This is a genomic window from Pleomorphovibrio marinus (genome assembly GCF_003347495.1).
In the GTDB taxonomy this organism is placed as follows: domain Bacteria; phylum Bacteroidota; class Bacteroidia; order Cytophagales; family Cyclobacteriaceae; genus Pleomorphovibrio; species Pleomorphovibrio marinus.
Genome location: NZ_QCXY01000002.1, coordinates 426,138 through 450,567, shown reverse-complemented (window position 1 = coordinate 450,567; position 24,430 = coordinate 426,138). Strand labels below are relative to the sequence as shown.

The window sequence follows — 24,430 nt, the reverse complement described above, 5'->3', positions numbered from 1 at the left end:
TAAAGCGGGTGATTGAACCGCTGTTCCACTTAATTTAATGAAATCGAGCATGACGAGCACGTCACACACTGGGATGATTATAGATTGCGAGATTCCCCCGAAACAAGTTCGGGGCAGGCTATGTGACCAATAAAAAGCAATTATAAACACATGAAATTTCCGCCCAAATTCAGGGATACACCCTACCCTGAGCTGCCATGAGGGTATTGTACAACAAAGAGGCAATGGTCATTGGCCCGACCCCCCCTGGCACGGGGGTGATGGCACTGGAAATGGGAGCGACCTCGTCAAACTTCACATCCCCAATCAATCTAAAACCGCTCTTTTTGGTTTCGTCTGGCACCCTATGAATTCCAACATCGATAATCACCGCCCCTGGCTTCACCATATCCTTTGTCACAAACTCGGGTTTCCCTATAGCCACGATGAGTATATCTGCCGATCGGCAGATTTCTGGAAGATTTTTGGTCCTGCTATGAGTCAGGGTTACCGTACAATTCCCTGGGGTATCGTTTCTACCCATAAGGATACTCATGGGCGAACCAACAATATGACTTCTTCCGATTACCACGCAATGCTTCCCTGAGGTCTCTATTTCATACCTTTTAATCAGCTCCAGTATCCCATTGGGAGTGGCAGATACGTAGGTGGGCCAGTTTAAGGCCATTCTACCTACATTGGCTGGGGTGAAACCATCCACATCCTTTTCGGGTCTGATCCTGGCAGTGACCTTCTCCACACTGATCTGCTTCGGTAAGGGCAACTGTACAATCATCCCATCAATATCAGGGTTTTCATTGATCTTGTCCACTTCTGCCAACAAGTCTTCCTCTGAAATATCTGCCTCCAGCTTTACCAAGGTAGATGTAAACCCAATTTGTTCACAGGCTTTGACCTTGGCCCCTACATAGGTTTGACTGGCCCCATCATCTCCTACCAGTACCGCCGCTAAATGGGGAACCTTGCCCCCTGCCTCCTTTATTTTCACCACTTCCTTGGCCAACTCTTCCTTGATGGTAGCTGATGTTTTTTTACCGTCTATTATTAAAGGTTGATTTTCGTTTTCCATTAGGTTTATATCTGGTTATTGGTTTCGGTAAAATTGAGTCAATGGTATTTTATCTTGCATTTCACTAACTTTTGCAAAATTCAATTTCGCATTGCAATTTGGTAAAACAAAAAACTTTGTGTCTAAGCAACCTCTCCTATTTGGGCGGCTAGGACACAAAGTAGTTTAACGGTTTAGGAAAGTAGGTACATTTCCTGAAAAGGTGGATTGGACCAATTCCAAAGCCAAAGAAAACTGGGCTAATCCAACTTAAGTACTGCCATAAAGGCTTCTTGGGGAACTTCCACATTACCCACCTGCCGCATCCTTTTCTTTCCTTTCTTTTGTTTCTCCAATAGTTTCCTCTTTCGGGAAATATCTCCCCCATAACACTTTGCCAAAACGTTTTTACGAAGGGCTTTTACCGTTTCCCTCGCAATCACCTTAGTACCAATGGCAGCCTGAATGGCAATTTCAAACATTTGCCTAGGCACCAATTCCTTTAGCTTCTCGCAAAGGCGCTTCCCCCATTCGTAAGCTTTGTCCCGATGAACGATGGCCGATAAAGCATCCACCGGCTCTCCATTCAACATCACGTCCAGCCTTACCATATGAGATTGCCGGAAGCCAATAAGCTCATAATCCAGGGAAGCATACCCCCTAGAGATGGTCTTGAGTTTGTCGAAGAAATCAAATACGATCTCCGCCAAAGGCATATCAAAGGAGAGCTCCACCCTATCGGCGGTCAGGTACACTTGGTTTTTTATCTGCCCGCGCTTTTCCATGCAGAGCTGGATGACCGGCCCCACATAATCTGCCGCTGTGATGATAGATGCCTTCACAAAAGGCTCCTCAATATGCTTGAATAAGTTGGCTTCTGGCATGTCAGAAGGTGCATTGATCAAATTGATCTTATCGTTATTCATCAATGCCCTAAACTGTACAGAGGGAACAGTAGTGATTACGGTCATGTCAAATTCCCTTTCCAGCCTTTCCTGAATGATTTCCATGTGCAGCATACCCAAAAAACCACAACGGAACCCAAAGCCCAATGCCGCGGAAGTCTCTGGCTCCCATACCAAAGAAGCATCATTGAGCTGCAGCTTTTCCATGGAGGCCCTCAGCTCCTCAAAGTCTGTGGTGTCCACCGGGTATATTCCCGCAAACACCATGGGTTTAACATTTTCAAATCCCTTAATAGTCTGGGAACAAGGTCTTTTAACATGCGTTATGGTATCCCCCACTTTCACTTCCTTGGCTACTTTGATGCCGGAAATCAAGTAACCCACGTTTCCAGCGTACATGCTCTCTTGGGGCTTTTGTTGAATACCCAAAACCCCAATTTCATCTGCCTCGTATTCCTTGCCGGTATTGACAAACTTAATCCTGTCCCCTTTTTGAATTTTGCCATTAAAAATCCTGAACAACACCTCCACTCCCCGGAAAGGGTTGTAAACAGAATCAAAAATCATTGCCTGAAGCGGTGCTTCCTCGTCCCCCTTGGGAGAAGGTACACGTTCCACCACTGCGTTGAGTATGTCTTCTATCCCAATCCCTTCCTTACCGGATGCCAAAATAATATCTTCCCTATCACATCCGATAAGGTCCATCACTTCTTCTGCCACCACTTCGGGTTCAGCTCCGGGTAGGTCTATCTTGTTCAAAACGGGTATTATTTCCAAGTCATGCCCAATGGCCAAGTACAAATTCGAAATGGTTTGGGCCTCTATTCCCTGGGAGGCATCGACAATAAGCAAAGCCCCTTCGCAGGCGGCTATGGACCGGGACACCTCATAAGAGAAATCCACATGGCCTGGGGTGTCAATCAGGTTTAGGGTATATTCCTCCCCCTGATAGGGATATTTCATCTGAATGGCATGTGATTTAATGGTTATCCCCCTCTCACGCTCCAAGTCCATATTGTCCAGCAGTTGATCTTGCATTTCTCGATCCGTCACCGTATTGGTAAACTGAAGGAGTCTATCTGCAAGGGTACTTTTGCCGTGATCAATATGGGCGATGATACAGAAATTTCTTATTTTTTGCATCTTCATAATTGGGTGCAAAAATAGCAAATTGTTAGGGTTTTAATATTATTTGGTAATTTTAATTCACAATTGAAGTAAGCTATTCAGCACTATAGGGAAACCTCCTATCTTGGCAAATGGTTATCCTATATTATCAGCACATTAACGATTCATTTAAAAATCATGCTTTCTGCGATACTTCTAAAATTAATTTTGGTGTTGGCGGGTCTTTTAATAAATAAACCCTTTCCCCCACAAGTCACCGTTGACGACAACAACCCGACAGGAAAGGTATCCATTACCCCAAATCGCTCCTTGGGATGGGAGGACTTTAAGGTGGTGCCCCAGGTTCAGGGAAAGTCTACCATCAACGCACTGTGCCTCAGCACTTGCGATGTGGAAATCAGGAAGGTGAATACCTATACAGACCATGTGACCCTAGAGGTAGAAGCCATCGTAAAGCATCAGAATGAAATGTCACAGGTGAGGGAGAGTTTCCTGGCCGAGTCCAGTGATGCAATAAAGGCCACGGTATTACACCATGAAAACGGGCACTTTTTGATTGCCCAAATTATTGGCTACCGAATAGTAAAAGATGCCCAAGGATTTAAGTTTGACAAGAAAAACTACAAAAACCAACTCAATCAGATTGTACGAAAGCATTTTCGGTCATGGAACCAAATGGACCAGCTCTATGACCTGGAAACCACAAAACCGAGAAATGCCACGCAACAGCAGAAATGGGACAAGTTTTTTGAAAAGGAACTCGCAAAATTAAAATCAGAGGTAAACCCCTAAATAAATGGAGACAATTGCTGAAAGAAAAAAGCGGGAAAACATAGGTGAATACATATTATACATGTATCAGATCGAAGACCTTATTAGGGCCTATAACTTCGATATGGAAGCTATTCAAAAACATATAGTGGACAAATATCCCATCAAGGAGATAGAAAAAGAAGAGGTAAGCATCTGGTATAACAACTTTGCCAAAGAAATGCAAGAAGCGGGCATTGCCCATTCTGGTCACCTACCCCAACTTCAGCAATTAGTTAATGGACTTGCCAAACTTCACTGGCAACTCCTCAAAGAAGACAAAAGTTATTTTGAAATCTATCAGGAGGCCAAACCTCACGTGGTGGATCATGTCATGTCCGCAAAAGGAAAGGATATTGGTCATGAAATCCAAATTTGCCTAAATGGCCTATATGGCCTGCTCCTTTGTAGACTTCATGGCCAAATGGTGGAAGAGGAACTGCTTGAGTCAGCAGAAAAGTTCGGAAGGGTGTTGGCTTATTTAAATCACTTCTACCAAAAGAAAGACAATACAACAGATCTATAAATCTTCTCCTAAAATGGTCTGCAAAGATTACCAAGTCGGTATCGGTGCTACCTACCACAAGGCTATTGCATGCATTTTCAATTGTCAACAACCTTTACTGTCCTTGAAAAAGGGTTTTGGTCAAAAATAAATTAGCCTGTAGATGCCTATACCCTAATCCAACTTTAAATAGGAGCCTCTTCTGGAATCATACTTGAAAATCTCGAGTGAAGGAGATCTAGGGTGGCTGAACACTTTTCAAACATGGAAAAATTCCCCAACTGATTTTCTTCCCAAAGCGAACGGTAATAAGCTATACCCCCATGAAGGTTGTCAAAAAATTTCTTGAAATAGGTTATATTTTTTGGATGGAGAGAATTCCTGGAAGCATGAAGTTCATTTTGAACGTATTTGATGTAAAGCTGAAGTTCCTTTACAAATACATGTGGCCTATTCGGATCAATGGGCAGCTTTACCTTTCCGTAGATATGCCCCACCATTTCTATTAGGGAATAAAGTTGCTTGAAGTAAGTCAAATTAGGGCCTGGGCAGATCGTAACCGCACTTAGGTTTCTTCTTGGCATTTCTCCTTCACTCAATAGAGCAGCAGCACCCAGTCCCTCACATAAGCAATCTTTTTCCAAAATGGCTTGTAGTTTTGCAGCGGGCAAACTTCCTTCCTTATTTGCCTTCACCTGTAAGTGTTGGTATTGTCTAGAAGCGGTGCAGATAGGCTTATCCGTAAATTCGGTGTTTGAAACCAGAAATTTTTTGTAACATGGGCTGCCCGGCCTGTCCTTAGCTATCCTGTTTTTTCTTTGGTCTTCCCCACTACTGGTTCTCAGATTATTGAAGGGTACTCCCAGCGGGGATGCGGCACTTAGGTAAAAGTCCGATTCCTTTGCTTTTATAATACGATCCAGGGTGTCGTCATCCACGGAGGTTGCCTCGGGAACCAAAAGAAATGGGCTCCCCCAGCCAGTTCCATCCAGCCCATAATAGTGCATAAGGAATTTGGCTTCTTCCGATGTGCCCAGACCTCCCTGATAAGTGATTTTAGGCGCTATTCCCACTGGAAGTTCAGCTTTCCCCATCCCTACTAGTGCTTGCTGGCAGCTGGCAAACAGTGTTTCTGTGAGCTCTAACCTTTTGTCCTTAAATTCTTGCAAAATAGGGCCTGCCAAAAACCCATCTGTGGCAAAGGCGTGCCCTCCACAGTTAAGTCCAGACTCTATCCTGAATTCAGAAACCCATAGTCCTTTCTTGGCCAAAAATTTCCCTTGAATCAAAGCAGACCTGAAATCACTCACTTTCAATATAATCTGCTTGGGGAGTTCTCCCCTATCATTTAGGTAAAAATCTTGGAATTGAGATGCATAGCTGTACAAGGAGGGGTTCAAACCCGCCGAAAAGACCACCGAACCATTCACGTCACTCTGGGCAAAGCCCCTCAAAGCAGATAGAGCATCAGAAAACTCCCTAGGCAACATTTCGCCCTCTTTGCCCTCATTCAGCTTATCCACCTTTGTCATGATGTTTACATCAATACTTCCAGGCTGAACAAAATCTCTCAACTCCTGTTCTATTGCACTTCGTTCTTCCACAGGGATTTCCTCTAATTTCTTATACAATAGAAAATAAGGATGACTAGCAGGTAGCAATTCAAAATAGCGGCAAATATCTGACTCCCCATCAAAGGGTTCCGTTTTCAACCGGCTTACCTGCTGGTCCACCAGGTGCTTAAGCAAATTTAAATACGCTGTGGTCCTCCTTGCCTTGAAATCCTCCTCATGCTCTTCTATAGCTGTATAGGGAACTTGATTTTTTTTGCAATGGATCCGCCGCATATCCTCCAAAAGTTGATCATCTACCAGGGAAACTACGGATGAAATCCCAAATTTGGCTACTTTCAAAGGGCTATCAATGGTGAAAGCAAGGCCCATTACGGGTATGTGAAATGGATGAATAGAAGGCATGATATGCATTTAATTTAATTCTGAAAATAATCCAGCAAACAAAGGTAAGCCTAGAAGCCCCTATAATTATCTAATATTGCTCATCCCGAAAAATGACTTACGTCAGGAATTTTGCTGATTGAAAGGTAGCACCATGCCAGGATAAAAATATAACCTTGAGGTTGGCCATTAAAAAACCAACCCAAGGTTATCCATTAAATAGCTGTAAACCAGGTAATTTTTAGTGTTTTTTTACCCTTATACGGTAGACCTATAAGGAATATGTGTAATCATCCCTTCCATTTCCAGCCAATTGTACAGCTTTTGTTTCTCTATCGGGTTTAATTGTTGTTGTGCTTTTTTCAATTCCTTTGAAAACAATCCATGGTTAAAACTCACCTTTACTAGTATCTCCTTATAGTAGTCCAAATAAGATTTTTTCATGATGATTAATTTTTGATTTGGAAAAAAGAGTGAAACCACTCCGGCATTGAGTTCCGGAGTGGTAAAAAAGAATTAATTTCCCCTATTGGATATGGATGGCTTTGGCAGGTTTTTTCTTGGCCTCTTCCTTTTTGGGTACGTAAAGCCGTAGTAACCCATTTTCGTATTTCGCCTTAATCTTGTCAGCTTCCACAAATTCCGGTAAGTTAAAAGTGCGCTGGAAGGCGTAGTAGCTGAATTCCCTTCTCAGGTATTGCTCATTATTTCCTTCGTTGGCCACCTTTTCCTCCAAATGGGCAGAAATGTTGAGCACTTGATTATCAAGGGAAATAGTAAAATCCTCTTTTCTCATCCCTGGAACAGCCATTTCGATTTCAAAGGCATCATCGGTCTCGAGGATGTTTACCATAGGCACTCGCGATGCATTGTTCCAATTATTGTGGAACAATTCTCTAGTCAAGAAGTCGTCGAAAAACTTCTGTAAGGGTTTCATTTCGTTTCTTACTGCTACATTTTCCATGGTTAATAAGTTTAATGTTGACAATATGCTCATCAGAAGATTTATCCTAACGGGCTTCAACCGTTTACCATCTTAACATAGTAACAAGATCATAGACGCAACAGAAATGCCAATACCTACCAAGAAATTATTTGCCTAAAAAATGACAGAAAGTATCTGCCATTTTTTCAATCAACCGACTGACAACCTGTCCTTAAGCCACTGAATTAGTCAAGGTTCCTATTCCTTGGATGTCAATGTTGATTACATCACCAGACTGAAGGGTAAATGTGTGATCGGGTACTATTCCAGTGCCGGTCATCAGCAAGCTCCCATGGGGAAAGGAATACTCCCTATACAGGTACTTGACCAAGTCGGTAAACTTCCTTTTTATTTGGGATATGGCTATGGAATCCTCAAAAACCAATTTGCCGTCACGCTCAATGCTTAGGCGGATGGTAGTGTCTGTTGGAAGAGGCTGATCAGTGACAAATACACAGGGGCCTACCGCGGCACATCCATCGTATACTTTGGCCTGCGGCAAATAAAGTGGGTTTTCCCCTTCGATACTCCTTGAGCTCATATCATTTCCCACAGTATAGCCCACAATTTTTCCGGACTTGGTAATCACCAACGTAAGTTCGGGCTCAGGCACGTCCCAGGTGGAATCCTTCCTTATCCGTACCTGTGCCCCATGCCCCACGGCCCTGTGCCCGGAAGCCTTCATAAATAGTTCAGGTCTCTCCGCATTGTATACCATTTCATAAAAAGTCCCCCCTCCACTGTCTTTCGATTCTTCTTGCCTGCCAAGTTTACTATTGTAATAGGTGACACCACTGGCCCAAATCTCCTGCTGTCCTACAGGGGCTTGTAAACGTTCCTCTATAGCTCTTTTTGCTTGTTCAGAAGGGGAAAGTGATTCTATCAGTGATCTCAGTTTGGAGGCAAGGTTATCGTCGTTGATAAAGTCGTCCCATGATTTTTCCGGAAGGGCAAAAAATTCCCCATTTCTTTCAGCCACCAGGCCGTCCATAGTTTTGTACAGTTTCATAATGCTTGGTTATTTTGATTTAATTTATAAATATGAAAAGGATTAAGGCAATCACAAAGACAGAGACAGAAAGTTTTTTTTCCATAAAGGAACAAGCGGGCAACGTTTCCTCTCAAATGTATCCAGGCAAATCCTGACAAACCAAAAGTCAAGAAATAGAAGGCATGGATCTTCACTTTTGTCCCTAAAACCAATAAGGAAAATAGAAAAAGAAAGGATGATCAACAAATAGTCGGTCTGACCCATAGCTTTGATATATCTAGATCCTCTGGTTAAAATTAGGGAAAAAAATTTAGAAGAAGTTTTTAAGGACTAATTGGGTATGGCCGCTACAAATTCCTTCATATGGTTTTCCAGCCCTTTCCAGTCCTCCTTTTTTAATAAGTCAGTAGGAACAAGACTGCTCCCCACACCTACTCCACGGGCCCCTGCATTCATATATTCCTTCACATTTTCCTTTGTGACCCCACCGGTGGGCACAAGTTTGAGGTGATTTAATGGGGCCAGAAGATCTTTTATATAGGAGGGCCCTAGGGTTGAAGCAGGAAAAACCTTAATCATATGTGCCCCCAATTGCCAGGCGGTATGAATTTCTGATGGAGTGAAAGCACCTGGAAAGACCGGGATATCATGGATCACACAGTAATTGATCACATCGGGTTGGATAATAGGCATCACTATAAACTGGGCTCCTGCTTCCAGGGCTGCGTGCATGTCCTCCAAGTTGCATACTGTGCCTGCACCGACGTTCATCGTTTTTCCAAATTCTTGGGATAACCCACGAATGGATGAGACCGCGTCATTACTGTTCATGGTGACTTCCACAGTGCCCACCCCGGCTTGTTGCATACAGTGGATAAGAGGATGGAGCTGGGCGGAAGGAAGGTGCCGCAGAATAGCTACCACTGGGACTTTCTCAAATGTTTCCCAAGAAAATGCTTCTTTCATGATTTAGTTTTTGGTTGTAAATTTTAAACTGCCCTGCAATTACTGAATGCTCTACCACCTTAGGAGGTACCACCATAGAAGGAATGGACAAAGCTTGCAAGGACAGGGAATAAGAGGTATGCAATGGTTCAGTTGCACACAAATAAACTTTTTCCCCATTGGCCTTCAGACCCCGAAGTTCGGTGCCTATCAGCAACCCGCTGAGATATAAAAAATTCAGTTTCGGATCTCTGCCCTTTAGCAAGTGAGAAGTTCTCACTTGAAAAAGCCGAGAAAGAATATTGCCTTCCTCACTATCCTTTACCCCTTCCAAAAAGCAACTTTTACCAGAATCCTCCTCTAGCGAGCCTCCTGCTTCCACATTAGACTGCAAAATACTGTTCTGACTCAATAAAGCGAATAGTTCCCCAGTCATAAATGTATTGAAACCTCTTACTTCGTGATCATGGACAAAAATGTGTTTTGAGTGGGTTCCAGGAAAAATAAACACCCCAATACCATCAAAGTCTGCTAGCTGATGCACGACCCCTACCAACTGTGTCTCTTCGCCCCTAAGCAAATCACTGGAATGCTTTAAGCCTGATAGCAATACCAATGGAAAGTCAAAAAATGGAGATGCAGTTAGAAATGCCAATCCGAGATTTCGGCCATCAGTGGAGAAAGGCAAAGGGGTAAATGGCAGTTCCCTTAACCCAATACTGGAGGTAGCCATGCCTGAACAAATCACCAAAGTCCCTTTTAGGTCTAGTCCTGATTGTTTTTCAAGGACTTCAATTCCTTCTTTAATTACGACTAGGTAGGCTTTCTCCCGTAAGGATTGGGTTTGGCGTTGGTCATCGGTAAGACTGCGATTTACCTGGCCTATGCCTTTTTCACTCCTATGCAGATATAGGACATCCAAGTTGGAAGATTTCACCAAACTGATCCTAAAAGAACTTGTTCCCCAATCACAACTTATAAAATACAACATGAATATCCTTTAAACGGGTTAACTTTGATCCCTTATTTACAATTTTTGACACATAATTCTCTAATGATGCTTCAAATTAATGCCAAATATATCTAATTCTATAGTTTTTACTATAAAAACGGTCGGTAATCCTTATTTACGGGTCTTCCCTACCAATTTTCTGGTAGGGAATATCCTGATTGTTCTTGCCTAATCTTTCTGGGACTGAAATTGTAATTTAGTTTGCAGTAAATCCTCCTTGTCCAGCCAATACTGTCTGCTAAATAAAAACAGGGTATGCCAATTTTTATCCTGTAGCATCTTGGGATGATACACAAAGGCTTCCTTTGCACTGTTACACTGAAAAAACCGCTGGTCATCGGTAAGGATAGCGGTGGTAACCTTCCCTTCCTCCGCTACTTCTAAATCCATGACCCGATAAAAAGGGGTTTCTCTCACCTCATGGTTCCCATACTTCCCTTTTAGTTTATCCCTTAAGGACCACCTGTCCCTAAAGGCTGGGACAGGGACAGTGTTGAACTTAACCTCTTCCCCTTGATGAATACTTTCGACAAATGCCAAATAATCCCTCAACATCTTGATCCCTGGATTGGAAAGCTGGGAAGGCTGAAAGTCGGTGGGCTTAATGCTGCTGATCAATAGCACTGCCTTTCTTGCCCTGGTGATAGCAACATTTAACCTATTTTCACCACCCTTTCTGGACAGCATACCGAAATTTGCCGTAAACTTCCCCTGTGGATTTGGCGCATAACCTACTGAAAAAATCACCCTGTCAAATTCGTCGCCTTGTACGTTCTCTATATTCCTGACCTTTACCTGCTGATTCGCTTCTAGTATCCCTTCTTTCTCCAGTAGCTCCATGATTAGCACCATCTGGAAATAATTAAAAGTAATGATGCCCACACTTTCATTTGGAAAGGAAGTGGCTAATTCCTTAAATTTTTCAATAGTAAATTGCGCCTCCACCTTGTTGGTTTGTTTTTCCCATGTGCCCTCCACCACAAACAGGGATAATGGGGTTACTACTTGGTTGAGGGAATCCATTTTCGGAACCATGTAGAGGTTTCCCTCATAAAAATGCTGGTTGGAAAAATGGATCAAGGGAAGATAGCTGCTTCTGTAGTGCGTTTGCAACTGAAAACTAGGGAAGTACCTGGCGCTCATCTCCAGCAAGGATTCCACCTCCAGTTCTGGAATTTCCTCCTCTGTCTCCAGCCTTACCTTATAGAGGTCATAAGGCTGCAACTGCTTACTATCCCCTGCCACTACCATCTGCTTTCCCCTAAGCATTACAGGAAGCGCACGTTCAAAATAACACTGGCTTGCCTCGTCAAAGACCACTAAGTCAAAAACAGGCTCCAGTGGCAGGATAGCTGATGCGGTTTCGGGAGATGCCAGCCAACAGGGTATCAGTTTAAATACCTCCTCCTTATACTGTTCAATAAGCTTTTTGATCGGCCATATTTTTTTCTTTTTGGTTACCTGGTGGGCCAAATCCCTGTAAGTAATGAGGTTGTTAAGCCGGTTATACTCTAGCCCCTTGCAAACTTCTTCCCTGAGACGCATTTCGGTAATAAATCTGGAAATCTTGAGTTTTTCCTCCACCGCCAACCCATATTCCTCGAGCAGCCCTTTCATTTGGGGGCCCGATATCTCTTTTAATACCGGGTTTTTGGTCTCAATATGATCAATCCATGCGGTTCGTAAACTGCTGATGAAAACCTTCCTTATGGTCATAAAACTGGAGCTGGGATATTCATCAATTATCTTCTCCATCAACTTAATATCCACTTCTCTTAAGCGGTGCCTAAGGGCATCAAATCTCTTCAATGCCTCAAAATCAATAGGGAAGGTTTCCATTATTGGATAAAGCTTTTCTTCATTGGGGGTTCCAAGAAGGTGTTTAAGCTGTATATCGGTAAGGTGCTGCTTCCACCTGGGAATGTAATGATAGGCCCTGTCATTGATTTGGATAAACTCATTGAGCAGGTTGGAAAAACGATCATAAGGCATCTGAGGCCTGTAGAGGTAGGACGCCAAAACGCCAACATCTGCCAAAATGAACCGGGCTTCAATGGCACTGGTAAGCAGTTTGGCCATATCTTGGATCTCTTGCCATTCAAATGGTTTACTTGGAAGTGTGACCCATTCCTTCTGTGCCAATAAGGTATATTGATGATTGAGGTTCAATCGGTTTTCCAATTTATTCACTAAAGCCTCAACCCCGTACTGGTCTATTTGCAAGCTATTCTTATCCAAAAGCTCCAGTATGTCCCCATATTTATTGGCTTTCCACTTTACGCCTACTTTTCCCCACCAGGAACCCACTTTTTCATGCACATGGATGGCTTTCTTTAAGGTCTCTTCCACCTCTTTGTCAGGTGTATGCCATTCTATACCGTCAGAAGCAAACAGCTTTCTTATGGTCTCCGTTTTGTTCTCCAGCCACAATAGGTCAAAACTATCCTTGGAATACCCCATCAGTATTCCGAATTTTTGATAGACCTCCCCATTATCAAGAAGTCCTTTTAAAATCTTCAATTTCTCCTTTTGTTCGAAAGACTGATAGATGAGTCCAAATTCAAAATCATCCACCAGAAATTCTCTTAGCTCTTTTTCCGTGGAAGTTTTTACCCTATTGATTTCGTTAAGGGTTTCCTTAAAAGCCGTGAAGGCTTGGTAAGACATCTCTGAAAAATCCCTACGATGGAACCAAAAGGAAGAAGAGGTACCGTAGGATTTGTAATAGCCGTGATATGCCTCAAAGTCCGACAGGACTTTTTCCATGTTATCTAACATGAAATGCTTGTAATACTGGGTGAGATCCACGGTTTCCTCTCCGAATGAGGATGTAACATAAAGCTCCTTAATGGGTATCCCACACTCCTTCATGTCATAAAGCGCATTTTTGTATTCCTCAAAGAAATCGGAATGCCGCTCGATGGTCATGGACAATTGACTGAGGTTTCTTTCCAGTTGGATAGCATCCAAGGACCTGTTAAGTTCCTTGTAGTTCTCCAGAGAACTGATTTGGTGGGCAATTTTTTTGTAAAGTTCCTTCCTATCACCCCTGAAATCATGAACCAAAGAAACAAAATTGCCGAACCCCTGGGTCATCAATCTATCAAAGACCACATCTAGTGCTGCCCTCTTTTGGGAAACCACCAGCACCTTTTTGCCCCTTGAAATAAAGTCCGAAACCAAATTTGCTATCAACTGGGATTTCCCAGTACCAGGAGGGCCCTGCACCACACCTGAACCTCCCTGTTTCACATGCTTCAGGACTACTTCTTGACTCGAGTCCAGCGGTAAGGTATGATAAAGGTTGTCCTCCTTGGAAGCTCTGGAAATTTCATTGGAAGGCACGAAGCAATAGCTGAACAAGGCATCCAGGTTCTTAAAGGGATTCTTATGGATCAGCCTGTCATAATCATCCATCAAGGAGGAGCTTTTTTGTGAAAACTGACCCAAAACCGCATAGGGCATTAGCTTCAGCTTGCCCGTTTCAAACTCGGACTCGAAATTTGCCCGCTGACCCTCAGAAAAAAACTCCAGCTTATCCTGGTAGATATCCCTGTTGAAATTGATTACCAAAGCCTTATGCAAATGATGGTAAAGGTCTGTTCTGAAACCCCTAGGTTCCTTGGTGAAATCTTCTAAGGACTGATCCAGCCATTCCCTGTCCAAGGATTTTCCCTGAGCCTGACCATAAGCCAGGAGGAATGAGGGATTGAGAAAGGGCAATTCACCCATGTTTTTCCTCAGGTACCATATATTATCCTCCAAGTGCAAGTTGATAGGAAAAAAAATAAGGGGGCAGCGGATCAGTTGATCGTTCATCAGTTTTCCTTCCACAAATGGCCACCCCACAAACAAATTCCTCTCCCCTGTTTCTTCCTCTGCAAAGCGCACATTTTGGTATAGGCGCTTTAATCGCTGAGAGAGTTGATTGACGTTTTTATCCCGGGCATCATTTACTTGGATAAGCGGAATGTTCCTTTTTCTGCCCAGCAGCTCCGTAATGTAAAAAAAAGAGGGATGATTATTAAGGAAGTGAAAATCCTTAAGATCTATCATCTGTTGCTGCACCAGTTTAGGTAGAAAAATGGACCTGTTATTAGAAGAAAGGTCCAGCAGCCGGTTTCGATATACCTGAAAAACGTCCTGAAGCATTATTTGAAAGGTGAGTCTTTTTCTTTTGCCATATGTCGATAAACCACTGTATCCATAACTCCCGGCACCCATTTGTTGAGAAAGTGGGCGAGTTTGCCTTCCTTGGTTAGTACCAAATCCCGTTTGCGTTTTAGGGTGGCACTCAAAATAGCTTCCGCTACCTCCTCGGCACTCATCATCTTGCTTTCATCCCTTGGGGATTCTTTCTGTATGCTGCCATCCGCAGTAAGTGCTTGATTCCGTATATTGGAGGCAGTAAACCCGGGGCAAGCCACCAAGACGTGTACTCCTTTCTTCATCACTTCTGTACGAAGAGACTCCAAAAACCCATTCATGGCATATTTGCTGGCCGTATAGGCAGTTCGGGCTGGAGTACCCCTAAAACCATTGATGGAAGAAACACCAATGATATTTCCACTGTTTCTGAGAAGCTCCGGAAGGGCAAATTTTGTGGCATATACTGTTCCCCAGAAGTTAATGTCCATTACTTGTCTGAATACCTTAAGATCCAATTCCGAGAAAAGTGCCCTCATAGAGATCCCTGCATTATTGATCAGGATATCTATCTTTCCAAAGTGCTTTAGAGCCTCTTCCACCATTTTCTTGTTTTGTTCCTCCACGGCCGCATCACAAACCCCGCCAGCACAAACAATTCCTAACTTTTGCAAGTCGTTAAGGGTGTTGTCAATCTTCACCTGGCTCCTGCCAGAAATCCATACTGCGGCTCCTTCCTTGCCAAAAATTTTCGCACATGCCTCTCCTATTCCTGAGGTGGCACCAGTCACAATGACTACTTTATCTTTTAACCTCATTTTACTTTCAATGAACCTTAAATATAGGCAATATCCCTTATACCTTCCTAATGGAAAAAAGCATTCCGAAAATTTGCAATGGGATTGTGGAAAATTCTGTAATTTTGCCCGCCTATGTCCCGAAAGATGAAAAACATGGTCCTGGAGGGCCTGGAAATAGAAAGGATTGCCACCGAAGGCAAATGTGTAGCCCACTATGAAGGCAAGGTAGTTTTTGTCCAACAAGTGGCACCCGGAGACGTGGTGGATGTGAGGGTCACCAAAGGAAGAAACAGTTTTTTGGAGGCTGAGGCCATTCGTATTCGCTCCTATTCTAAGGACAGGGTTGAGCCTTTTTGCCAACACTTTGGGGTATGCGGGGGATGCAAATGGCAACACTTGGGTTATTCCTTGCAGCTCAGCTACAAGCGGCAACAGGTTATTGACCAGTTTCAGCGTATCGCCAAGGTGCCTCTTCCCGAAATCAACCCCATTATAGGGGCAAAAGACGACCGGTATTACCGCAATAAACTGGAATTCACCTTTTCCAACAACCGTTGGCTTACCAAAGAGGAGATTGCAAGTGGGGAATCCTTCGAAAAAAATGCCTTAGGCTTCCACGTCCCCAAACGTTTTGACAAAATCGTGGATATTTCCCACTGCCATCTACAGGAGGGACTTTCCAACGAAATCAGGAATAAGTTGCGGGACTTTGCACTGGCAAAAGGCATCTCCTTTTTTGATCTAATTCGTCAAGAGGGTACGCTTAGGAACCTTATTATCCGTACCACACTTTCTGGTGAAACCATGGTAATTGTGCAGTTCGGTGAGGAAAACTCAGAGGCAATCCATGCTGTCATGGAATTTCTCCATACCTCTTTTCCGAAACTCACCTCTTTGCTCTACATCATCAACCTCAAAAAGAACGAAACCTTCCATGACCAAGAGGTACATACCTATGCTGGCACACCTTATATCGAGGAGGTAATGGAAGACCTGAAGTTCCGGATTGGCCCTAAGTCTTTTTACCAAACCAATTCACATCAGGCCCATCGCCTTTATCAGGTGGCCAAGGAGTTTGCGGATCTAAGCGGGGATGAGGTGGTTTACGATCTGTATACCGGCACTGGTACCATCGCCAACTACGTGGCCAGGCATTCCAAAAAGGTGATCGGGATCGAATATGTGGAAGCAGCAGTTCAAGATGCCCATATCAATTCAGAGTTGAACAGGATCCAAAACACGGAGTTTTATGCTGGTGACATGAAGGATATCCTAAATGATGAATTTGTGGAAAAACACCCTGCACCAGATGTGGTGATAACTGATCCGCCTAGGGCGGGTATGCATGAGGATGTGGTTAAGCGCCTGCTTTCCCTAGGTGCTTCTAGGATTGTTTATGTAAGTTGCAACCCAGCCACCCAGGCCAGGGACGTGGCACTATTGGCAGATCGCTATGAAGTAACGGCCATACAGCCTGTGGACATGTTTCCTCAAACCTACCATGTGGAAAATGTGGTACTTCTTACTAAAAAAACACAATAATGATGCGAGACGAAAATGATCCGGACCTAAATGGAAAATATTTGGGTACCATCTCCACGGACTTTGTCAAGGTAAGTGACACCTTAAAGGAAGCGGCTTACCTGATAAAGTCCAGGAAGTTTTCAGATTTTCCCATCTTTCCAATTTGCAAGGTGGAACAACCCATTGGCAAACTGTTGTTGAGCAAAACAGAAAAGCCCTTGACATGGAATTACTATATCACCTATTTGGACGAATTTATTCAGCGTAAATTGATAGATGAGGATTCGGTGGAGGATTTTAAAAAGTCCTACAAAAACCCGGAGGAGTTCTGCTGCCTGTTTGTTGTGGACGAGGAATTCACCAATTTCCTGTACATTCCTTACCCAAACGATTGATCCAGGATATGTCCTTCCTATTGAATCACTAGGGTAAGTAGCTTTGCCTTCCTTATTTATCACCGCTGGAAAAGATCCCCGAAGAATTGTATCGATGGGGAACAAAAAGGTACACCTTTGGTTCAGAAACTAAGACTACGACTGCTTTTTTTCTTGCGTAAAAGTAAGTTGCATTTTTTTAAACTTTTAACCCAAGAAATTTGGCCGCCATGCCAATTAGGTAACAACTTCAAGGATGGTGCATAGCTAAAGCTTTACTTAAATCCTTGACTGCTCTTTGATAGCTGATTATCAATTGACCAATTTCCACCACCTTTTATTACCAAAAAGAGGCTTCCCAAAAGCATCGCCCAATCGGTTCTGCTGGCATGCATCATTTCCCAAAAACCGTCATTTGCCAAAATCTCTGATTTTGTAGTCGCCATGGCAACCAACATGATGATAAGGGTTGGAACACTTGCCAATCTTGTAAGAAGCCCTAATAGGATCAATACCCCGCAAACAATTTCAAATGTGCCCACAAAGGAACCTAGCACCTCCGGTGAGGGAAGCCCTATCTTTTCGAACCTTCCAGCCCCTCGAATATCGGGGAATAAGAACTTTTGAATTCCTTCTGACAAGAATACTGTGCCAACCATCAAACGGATAATAATAGTTGTATTGGAATGGTCTGAGCGTAAGGCTTTTTGAAGCATAACGGGATAGTTTAGTCTTGATCTAGCTATTCTTATTCATTGCCGGATTAGGGGGGCATAAGAATCCAGGCCTCACCCCTTCTCCTATTACTCAATTTCAATTTTTGGTTCCGCATTTAGGTAACCAAGGGTCTGTAAAAATTCATCACTTTCAGAAAGCGTCTTCTTATAATACTCAAAATTAGTATAATTAAAGAATCCGTGTCCCTGCCCTTCAAATAAACTAACCTCACATCTGCTTTCCACTTTTTCCATCACTACCCGATAATAGGCAGCAGTTTCAACAGGTATCAACACATCATTGGTTCCCAAAAACAGGATAGTAGGGGGTGCGCCCTTTCGGATATTGTGAAGTGGAGAAAAGCTTTTGTAAGCGTCACCAATTCTTTCGTAACCATAACCGCCGGGGCCGTTGTCTATTACCGGGTTAAATAGCAACAAGGCATTTGGCAAAGTGCTTGTGGACAAATTATCTGAATCTTCGTTATAATCGTCTATTAGGGCAGTTGCTGCTGCAAGGTGCCCTCCTGCTGAGCCCCCAGCTGCCACTATCCTCGAAGTGTCAATCTTAAATTCATCTGCATGTTCCCTTATAAACCGAATAGCGGATTTGGCATCTTTCAGGGATTCAAAAGGGGTGGTTTGCTGTCGGTTTTTTACCCGGTAGTCTACCAGAAAACAAGTTATTCCTCTCTGGGAAAAGTACTTGGCATGGGGTTCAAACTGCTTGACCGTACCATTAGTCCAGCCCCCTCCAAAAAAAAAGACAAGTGCTGGGTGGTTATCTGTTTTGTGAATGAAGGCAGAGGGATAAACTTTCATAAAAAGTTCCGTTGTATCGATTTGCTTATACAAAATTTCTTCTTGCGAATAGCTAAACGAATAAGAAATCATTGAAATCAGTACGAATATAATAAGGGTTGAATATTTCATATGTTTATATTTTCTTTAATTGAACTACAAAAGTTTGATGGAAAAACAGCACCCCTAATTAAAATAATACTCCCCCTAGTCCCAATATCATTCCGTATTTTATGGATAGTTAATTTACCAATGGAATCATATGCATTCAGAAAAACAAAAGGAAATCCACTTTCAGCTGTCAAAAAAGGCATTAAGTTTAAATCGAAAAAAATAAGCGCATGAAAAGTCAAAATCAATACTCACTTTCCTTGGGTATTTTACCAAATTATCTTTCAGGTTTTTGGCATCGAAAAAGCATGGAAGTAAAACATGGTTTTCAATGGTACCCCTGAGACTGAACGAACGATCCATAACCCAATTTTAGGAAAAAAACCTGTAAGATTAATGTACCAAATTGTTTACGTTCATTAATCTTATAGGTATTTAATTTCGGTTAAAACCCCTACCCTTTAATTTGGGTATAATCATACCCCTCATGCCTACTAATATGTTGAGCAACTACAGTAAGTAATATGCCATAAATAACTTTTGAACTTACGTCAGCGATGGTATAGGTAAGTTGTCTAGCCACCACACCAGTCTCGTTGAAAAATCCCCCTTCAATACCTGCCAAATGAGGCATTAAATAGGCACCAGGATATAGCATCCAAGAAATCAAAAATAGGATCCAGATACTGTTTAGCGTATTTTGAGCTGCAACTGGAATACCCTCTTTGCCCTCATCGATAACCTTTTTCATTAACCAAAGTATATGGATAAAAAAGATGGTGGAAATAGCACCCCAAACAGCAAAAACCATAAAATCGGTCACTTCATAATATTGACCAATGTATCCTGTGACGATCATACCAGTGCCTGAAAACCAAAACTGATTTCTAACACTTGAGAAATTACTTTTAGTAAGAGAAACCACAAATAGGATTTGGAAAAGCAACATAGGAACATCAATCAACCAATTAAGGTAACGGTAACCATTATTGAACAAATCCTGACCCTCTCCCAAAAAATACCTTCCTCTTTCCTGGTCAAATACGAAGGAAGATGTCCAGTTTCCAGCTTGCACGTACAAAAGGAGGAAAGCGGAAACCATTACCACTACAGATAAAACAGACGATAACCTGAATCTTGGTGCAACATATTTGATAGTCAACACAAAATAGAGTAACGCTGCCAGCATCACCGCATAGCCCAAAGTCAAGATATGGGCTACCATTTGGTAAGCCATTTCGGAATATCCGTTTTCTAATCCTATATAATTCTCAAAAGTCGCATTCCCTAAAATTTCCATATGTCCATTAGTTTGAAGTGGGTAGATTATTTATCAAAAAAGTAACCAAGCAAAAGTTAATTTGTTTTTTTGTAGTTAAATTATGCATCCCCGATAAGATCAACTATAAAAAAAAGGGTATGAAAAATAATGCTTAGCTTTTGTAAAGACTGGTATCCTAGCGATAGTTTAGGTTTCGGAATGAGCATAAATTAAAAAACAACTCCAAAAATTAGTTTGTTCTGCTGCATTATTTCAGATGGAAGTCCTAGGCTCCTTCAACTCATAGCGATTTCTAAGGCGTCTTTTGGACAGAACTCCAAGAAGGATAATTAAAAATTTAAACCCGGATATGGATTAAAGAAGTTCAAAAGCATCGATTTCGACGTTTAGGGAAATAAAGCAAAGTTTGAATTTCTTTTCTTTGATTTGGTCCAATGTTGCATTTTTCCATCCACTTCAGCAGCTACTTCCTCTTTTTTTTAAGCCTACGCAGTCTTCTTTCGATTGTATCGCACTACCATTCTCGTCCAACACTTCCACCAAAAGTGCGCCATCGTCAATTGCGGGATAATTCACTTGCAATTTATTTCCATCCATAACCAGGATTTTGGTGGTAGCAGACCCTTCCTTACCAAAACCTCCCAAGGCAAAAAAACCATCCTGTCTGATGCCAAAACCTTACCATTCCCGCTCTCCTCTGCCATGGGACTCTCCAAGTTCAATATATTGGCCCAACTCATCCGCCTCACGTTGCAAGCCCTGACAGGAAATAATTTCTGTTAGCTTCTTATCCAAAAAATGCGGGTAGGTAAAGATTTCCCATTCGTCTTCGTTCCGACAATGAGCAATGGCTACGTCTCTGTCATCTGAATTGGCCTGATAAATTCATGGAAATGCCAAATAGGTGTCGGGGGCGTAGGGATATTTGATTACATGGGTTCGGTAAACCTGTTCATAGCCTGGAGGACTATGCGGTAATAAGAATGGAGTGTCCCCTTCCCTTTTACAATAGGAAATAGAGAGTATTCCTAATAGGGCTCATCCATTTTTTTAAAAGGCCACACTCTTTAAGAGTCCCATAGTGCCCGATTTTAGCAAGCAATCTTTGGTAGTTTTTTATTCCCAAAACCATCTTCCTGTTTTATGCAACCATCATGGCAAGGTTACCTCAGTATTATTGAAAGATTTCTCCACCTTTTTGGTCAAAATTTGACCACATTTTGAAAGATTTGTACGAATTTCTGTAATATTTCTCCACCTTTTTTAAAAGTGTGATTCCTAATTTTATGCTAGTCAACCATTTAAAATCACACATCTATGAAAAACATTCATTACTTATTATTTATTATCCCGCTACTTTGTCTGGTGCTTAACGTACAGGCCCAAACAAGAAGTGTGAGCGGACAGGTTCTCTCGGAAGAGGACAATGAGCCCATACCTGGGGTATCGGTCCTATTAAAAGGTACCGGCACGGGTACAGCTACTGACCTTGAAGGAAGGTATAGTCTATCAGTGACCGGGGACAACCCCGTACTGGTTTTTTCTTTTGTGGGATTGGAGAGCAAGGAGGTGGAAGTGGGCAATCAATCCACACTAGACGTAAGCCTCAGACCAGATATGGGACAGCTTAGTGAGGTGGTGGTGGTAGGTTATGGTACTGCCAAACGCCAAGACCTTACCACATCTGTGGGAAAACTGGAAAATGTACAAAGGACGGTAGATAGGCCTATTTCCAGTGCCCAAGACATGTTACAGGGGCAGATTGCTGGTGTTACCGTAGTGGCCAACTCCGGACAACCTAATGAAACACCAAGAGTAGTAATAAGGGGTGCCGGCACATTTTCGGATGAATCTCCATTATATGTGGTGGACGGAATGCCTTATTATGGAGGGAGGATTAATCCTAATGACATAGAAAGCATGGTGGTGCTAAAAGATGCCGCCGCTGCCGCAATTTACGGAGCCCAGGCCGCCTCAGGGGTGATCGTGATCACCACTAAGAGCGGGAAAACAGGTGCCCCAAGGGTTAATTTGGACGTTTATCAAGGTTGGCAATCAGCTTACCAGCTCCCGGAAGCATTAAATGCCGAGGAATATGCTGCTGCTTACAGAAGGGCAGCTGAACATGCCGGGGCAAACCCCAACCCAGCCCATGACCCCAATCAAAACCCCTGGAGCCAAACCACCAGGACCAACTGGATGGATGAAATTTTCAGAACCGGGGCCATCACCAATTTAAACTTCCAGATTAGCGGAGGAAGCGAAAGAGGCAGGTACAGCACCTCCATTGGTTATCATAACAGAGAGGGCCTTTTACAAAATACCCACTATGAACTTTTCTCGGGAAGGCTCAAAGGTGAGTATGACATCACAGATAAATTTAGGGTAGGGCAAAACATCTATTTTAACCACAGTACCGAAAGAGGCATCAACACCAGCAGTAGTTATAGTGGGGCCATCATCAATGCTATTTACATGAACCCCGCGGCACCGGTATATGATGAGGAGGGAAATTTCCACGGTACAGTGCCTTTCGAACTGTCGCAGTTTGCCGGAGCCTACGGCGACACTTATAACCCAATGGCCCTATTACTGAGGCCTAATAGACAGCATCCAAGGTCAAATTTAAATGCCATTACTTACGCCGAGTATGACATTCTGGAAAACCTGACTTTCCGATCCAGCTTCTCCATAGACATGTGGCAATGGTCTGACAGGACATTTTCTCCCAGGGCACCTGAGATAGGCCGCCCCAGCAACATGAACTTTTTGGATCAATCCAATGCAACAAGAAACCGGTGGATATGGGATCAGCAGTTGAATTACAACAAGGTGATAGATAAACACAATATTGGCCTCACCGGAGTTTATACTGCACAGTTTTTGAAGGAAGACGGATTTAATTTCCAGGTACAGGACTTTGACCGTGAAGATGACTGGTTTCAGTACGCCGGCAATGCCTCCACCATATTAAATGTCCCTAATAGCTATGCCTTTGAAGACGCTCTTACCTCGGCCATTGGTAGGGTGACTTATGATTATGATGACAGGTATTTCTTTATGGGTAGTATCCGGAGAGACCAAACCTCCAGGCTGAGCCCTGAAACCAAAACCGATTACTTCCCGGCCCTCTCCGGGGCTTGGAAAATTTCCTCAGAAGGATTCTTTAATACGGACTTGGTGCAGCTTCTTAAATTAAGGGCATCTTGGGGGGAAATAGGCAATATCAGTTCCGTGGGATACTATGCATATAACGTGCCCCTCTCTGCAGGCAACAACGTAATCCTGGGAGAGCCAGGTACACGGAACCGACACGTTTCACTCAATGAACTTTCCAACCCCAACCTAAGATGGGAAAGATCGGAAACCTACAATTTCGGTCTTGATCTGGCCATGCTCTCTAATCGATTGAACTTTACCGCCGAGTATTTTGAGAAATACACGAGAGGCCTAATCCAAAGAAACTTCCCTAACCCCCATACCGGAGTACCTACGGGGCCTTTGTCCAATGTGGGTACTGTACTGAACAAGGGAATAGAATTTACCCTGGGTTATCAAGGTCAATATAGAGGGCTAAGTTATTCCGTTAATGCCAATATGTCCACACTGAACAACGAGTTGCTGGATTTAGATGAATTCACCGGTGAATTTATTCAGCACGGCACCAACCTACGAGGAGGGATCCAACCCTTCAGAAGTGAACCTGGTCAGCCCCTTTTCTCTTATCACCTTATCCCCCATGACGGGATCTTCCAGAACCAAGAACAAATAGACTCCTACACGGGACCCAACGGGGAACGGATTCAGCCCAATGCCCGGCCTGGAGACCTTATTTTCAGGGATGTAAACGGGGACGGAAGAATCACCGATGCAGACCGGGTGTTCATGGGCAATGCAATGCCAGATTTTACCTATGGGCTAAATATCAGTCTGGAGTATAAAAACTTCGACCTCACGCTTTTCGGTCAAGGTGTTGGGGGAGTGATGCTCTTCAATGGATATAAGCACACTGCCTACAACGCAGGTCTGCAAGGGTACAACCTGGACAGAAGAGTGCTGGAGGCTTGGTCACCTGAAAATCCCAACGCCACCATTCCGGTACTTTCCACACAAGATCCCAACGGCAATTATGGCCAACCCTCCGACTGGTACTTGGAGAAAGGGGATTACTTTAGGATACGCAACCTTTCTTTAGGATACACTTTGCCTGATTTCGTGGCCAACCGGGTAAGGGAAGGAATGGGACTGAGGGTTTACCTCTCCGCTGAAAACCTCGCCACTTTCACTCAGTACACTGGGTTAGACCCAGAGGTAGGTTCAGGTGCAGTGATCGACAACGGCACCTTCCCTGTGCCGAGAACCTTTACCGTAGGTTTAAACTTAAACTTCTAA

At 43.2% G+C, this 24,430-nt stretch carries 19 protein-coding genes; 5 read left to right on the top strand and 14 right to left on the bottom strand.

Annotated features, from left to right (window positions below; all coding sequences use genetic code 11):
* Positions 1-169: 169 nt before the first annotated feature.
* Positions 170-1,069, bottom strand: coding sequence for a bifunctional 5,10-methylenetetrahydrofolate dehydrogenase/5,10-methenyltetrahydrofolate cyclohydrolase (locus DB520_RS07875; RefSeq protein WP_114749141.1), 900 nt, complete (start codon positions 1,067-1,069; stop codon positions 170-172).
* A 239-nt stretch (positions 1,070-1,308) separates the two neighbouring features.
* Positions 1,309-3,102, bottom strand: coding sequence for a translation elongation factor 4 (gene lepA / locus DB520_RS07870; protein WP_114749140.1), 1,794 nt, complete (start codon positions 3,100-3,102; stop codon positions 1,309-1,311).
* Between the two features lie 156 nt (positions 3,103-3,258).
* Between lepA and DB520_RS07865 the strand changes: the two genes are divergently transcribed.
* Both DB520_RS07865 and DB520_RS07860 read left to right on the top strand, forming a co-directional pair.
* Positions 3,259-3,873: a DUF922 domain-containing protein gene (locus tag DB520_RS07865; RefSeq protein WP_232834883.1), complete on the top strand. Its 615-nt coding sequence runs from the start codon at positions 3,259-3,261 to the stop codon at positions 3,871-3,873.
* 4 nt (positions 3,874-3,877) lie between these two features.
* Positions 3,878-4,417: a DUF4924 family protein gene (locus DB520_RS07860; protein ID WP_114749139.1), complete on the top strand. Its 540-nt coding sequence runs from the start codon at positions 3,878-3,880 to the stop codon at positions 4,415-4,417.
* A 164-nt stretch (positions 4,418-4,581) separates the two neighbouring features.
* On the opposite strand, the gene DB520_RS07855 is transcribed toward DB520_RS07860, so the two are convergent.
* The 8 genes from DB520_RS07855 to DB520_RS07820 form a co-directional block, all read right to left on the bottom strand.
* The gene (locus tag DB520_RS07855; protein WP_157971980.1) at positions 4,582-6,372 is read right to left on the bottom strand and encodes a hypothetical protein; all 1,791 of its coding nucleotides are present in this window, start codon (positions 6,370-6,372) and stop codon (positions 4,582-4,584) included.
* 237 nt (positions 6,373-6,609) lie between these two features.
* A complete protein-coding gene (locus DB520_RS07850) occupies positions 6,610-6,795 on the bottom strand; it encodes a hypothetical protein (RefSeq protein WP_114749137.1) in 186 nt (61 codons plus the stop codon).
* 82 nt (positions 6,796-6,877) lie between these two features.
* A complete protein-coding gene (locus DB520_RS07845) occupies positions 6,878-7,315 on the bottom strand; it encodes an Hsp20/alpha crystallin family protein (RefSeq protein ID WP_114749136.1) in 438 nt (145 codons plus the stop codon).
* A 193-nt stretch (positions 7,316-7,508) separates the two neighbouring features.
* Positions 7,509-8,345, bottom strand: a complete 837-nt coding sequence (locus tag DB520_RS07840; RefSeq protein WP_114749135.1) for a fumarylacetoacetate hydrolase family protein — start codon at positions 8,343-8,345, stop codon at positions 7,509-7,511.
* Between the two features lie 312 nt (positions 8,346-8,657).
* Positions 8,658-9,293, bottom strand: a complete 636-nt coding sequence (locus DB520_RS07835) for a bifunctional 4-hydroxy-2-oxoglutarate aldolase/2-dehydro-3-deoxy-phosphogluconate aldolase (protein WP_114749134.1) — start codon at positions 9,291-9,293, stop codon at positions 8,658-8,660.
* Positions 9,262-10,263 carry a 2-dehydro-3-deoxygalactonokinase gene (locus tag DB520_RS07830; RefSeq protein WP_114749133.1) on the bottom strand — a complete coding sequence of 334 codons (1,002 nt, stop codon included), beginning with the start codon at positions 10,261-10,263 and terminating at the stop codon, positions 9,262-9,264. Before DB520_RS07830 ends, DB520_RS07835 begins: the two co-directional genes overlap by 32 nt.
* 189 nt (positions 10,264-10,452) lie before the next feature.
* The gene (locus tag DB520_RS07825; RefSeq protein ID WP_114749132.1) at positions 10,453-14,436 is read right to left on the bottom strand and encodes an AAA domain-containing protein; all 3,984 of its coding nucleotides are present in this window, start codon (positions 14,434-14,436) and stop codon (positions 10,453-10,455) included.
* Positions 14,436-15,248, bottom strand: a complete 813-nt coding sequence (locus DB520_RS07820; RefSeq protein ID WP_114749131.1) for an SDR family oxidoreductase — start codon at positions 15,246-15,248, stop codon at positions 14,436-14,438. Before DB520_RS07820 ends, DB520_RS07825 begins: the two co-directional genes overlap by 1 nt.
* Before the next feature lie 114 nt (positions 15,249-15,362).
* Here DB520_RS07820 and rlmD point away from each other — a divergent pair, with 114 nt between their 5' ends.
* Both rlmD and DB520_RS07810 read left to right on the top strand, forming a co-directional pair.
* Complete coding sequence (rlmD, locus tag DB520_RS07815; RefSeq protein ID WP_114749130.1) at positions 15,363-16,772, top strand: 23S rRNA (uracil(1939)-C(5))-methyltransferase RlmD; 1,410 nt, start codon at positions 15,363-15,365, stop codon at positions 16,770-16,772.
* Positions 16,772-17,149 (top strand): hypothetical protein, encoded by a 378-nt coding sequence (locus tag DB520_RS07810; RefSeq protein WP_114749129.1) that lies wholly within the window; start codon positions 16,772-16,774, stop codon positions 17,147-17,149. The genes rlmD and DB520_RS07810 overlap by 1 nt, the downstream gene beginning before the upstream one ends.
* A 254-nt stretch (positions 17,150-17,403) precedes the next feature.
* Here the strand turns inward: DB520_RS07810 and DB520_RS07805 are convergent, their stop codons facing one another.
* The 4 genes from DB520_RS07805 to DB520_RS26565 form a co-directional block, all read right to left on the bottom strand.
* Positions 17,404-17,844 carry a DoxX family protein gene (locus DB520_RS07805; RefSeq protein WP_114749128.1) on the bottom strand — a complete coding sequence of 147 codons (441 nt, stop codon included), beginning with the start codon at positions 17,842-17,844 and terminating at the stop codon, positions 17,404-17,406.
* An 87-nt stretch (positions 17,845-17,931) separates the two neighbouring features.
* The gene (locus tag DB520_RS07800; RefSeq protein ID WP_198675269.1) at positions 17,932-18,777 is read right to left on the bottom strand and encodes an alpha/beta hydrolase; all 846 of its coding nucleotides are present in this window, start codon (positions 18,775-18,777) and stop codon (positions 17,932-17,934) included.
* A 433-nt stretch (positions 18,778-19,210) separates the two neighbouring features.
* Positions 19,211-20,056, bottom strand: coding sequence for a bacteriorhodopsin (locus DB520_RS07790; protein WP_114749126.1), 846 nt, complete (start codon positions 20,054-20,056; stop codon positions 19,211-19,213).
* Between the two features lie 438 nt (positions 20,057-20,494).
* A complete protein-coding gene (locus DB520_RS26565; RefSeq protein WP_157971979.1) occupies positions 20,495-20,635 on the bottom strand; it encodes a hypothetical protein in 141 nt (46 codons plus the stop codon).
* A 720-nt stretch (positions 20,636-21,355) separates the two neighbouring features.
* On the opposite strand from DB520_RS26565, the gene DB520_RS07785 reads away from it, so the two are divergent.
* Positions 21,356-24,430: a SusC/RagA family TonB-linked outer membrane protein gene (locus DB520_RS07785; RefSeq protein ID WP_114749125.1), complete on the top strand. Its 3,075-nt coding sequence runs from the start codon at positions 21,356-21,358 to the stop codon at positions 24,428-24,430.

Bases quoted from the DNA above. Each gene is read 5' to 3' on its own strand.
- DB520_RS07810 (WP_114749129.1), top strand. From the start codon at position 16,772: ATGATGCGAGACGAAAATGATCCGGACCTAAATGGAAAATATTTGGGT.
- DB520_RS26565 (WP_157971979.1), bottom strand. From the start codon at position 20,635: ATGGATGGAAATAAATTGCAAGTGAATTATCCCGCAATTGACGATGGC.
- DB520_RS07800 (WP_198675269.1), bottom strand. From the start codon at position 18,777: ATGAAATATTCAACCCTTATTATATTCGTACTGATTTCAATGATTTCT.
- DB520_RS07840 (WP_114749135.1), bottom strand. From the start codon at position 8,345: ATGAAACTGTACAAAACTATGGACGGCCTGGTGGCTGAAAGAAATGGG.
- DB520_RS07790 (WP_114749126.1), bottom strand. From the start codon at position 20,056: ATGGAAATTTTAGGGAATGCGACTTTTGAGAATTATATAGGATTAGAA.
- DB520_RS07820 (WP_114749131.1), bottom strand. From the start codon at position 15,248: ATGAGGTTAAAAGATAAAGTAGTCATTGTGACTGGTGCCACCTCAGGA.
- DB520_RS07825 (WP_114749132.1), bottom strand. From the start codon at position 14,436: ATGCTTCAGGACGTTTTTCAGGTATATCGAAACCGGCTGCTGGACCTT.
- DB520_RS07865 (WP_232834883.1), top strand. From the start codon at position 3,259: ATGCTTTCTGCGATACTTCTAAAATTAATTTTGGTGTTGGCGGGTCTT.
- DB520_RS07845 (WP_114749136.1), bottom strand. From the start codon at position 7,315: ATGGAAAATGTAGCAGTAAGAAACGAAATGAAACCCTTACAGAAGTTT.
- DB520_RS07860 (WP_114749139.1), top strand. From the start codon at position 3,878: ATGGAGACAATTGCTGAAAGAAAAAAGCGGGAAAACATAGGTGAATAC.
- DB520_RS07855 (WP_157971980.1), bottom strand. From the start codon at position 6,372: ATGCCTTCTATTCATCCATTTCACATACCCGTAATGGGCCTTGCTTTC.
- rlmD (WP_114749130.1), top strand. From the start codon at position 15,363: ATGTCCCGAAAGATGAAAAACATGGTCCTGGAGGGCCTGGAAATAGAA.
- lepA (WP_114749140.1), bottom strand. From the start codon at position 3,102: ATGAAGATGCAAAAAATAAGAAATTTCTGTATCATCGCCCATATTGAT.
- DB520_RS07805 (WP_114749128.1), bottom strand. From the start codon at position 17,844: ATGCTTCAAAAAGCCTTACGCTCAGACCATTCCAATACAACTATTATT.
- DB520_RS07850 (WP_114749137.1), bottom strand. From the start codon at position 6,795: ATGAAAAAATCTTATTTGGACTACTATAAGGAGATACTAGTAAAGGTG.
- DB520_RS07875 (WP_114749141.1), bottom strand. From the start codon at position 1,069: ATGGAAAACGAAAATCAACCTTTAATAATAGACGGTAAAAAAACATCA.
- DB520_RS07785 (WP_114749125.1), top strand. From the start codon at position 21,356: ATGAAAAACATTCATTACTTATTATTTATTATCCCGCTACTTTGTCTG.
- DB520_RS07830 (WP_114749133.1), bottom strand. From the start codon at position 10,263: ATGTTGTATTTTATAAGTTGTGATTGGGGAACAAGTTCTTTTAGGATC.
- DB520_RS07835 (WP_114749134.1), bottom strand. From the start codon at position 9,293: ATGAAAGAAGCATTTTCTTGGGAAACATTTGAGAAAGTCCCAGTGGTA.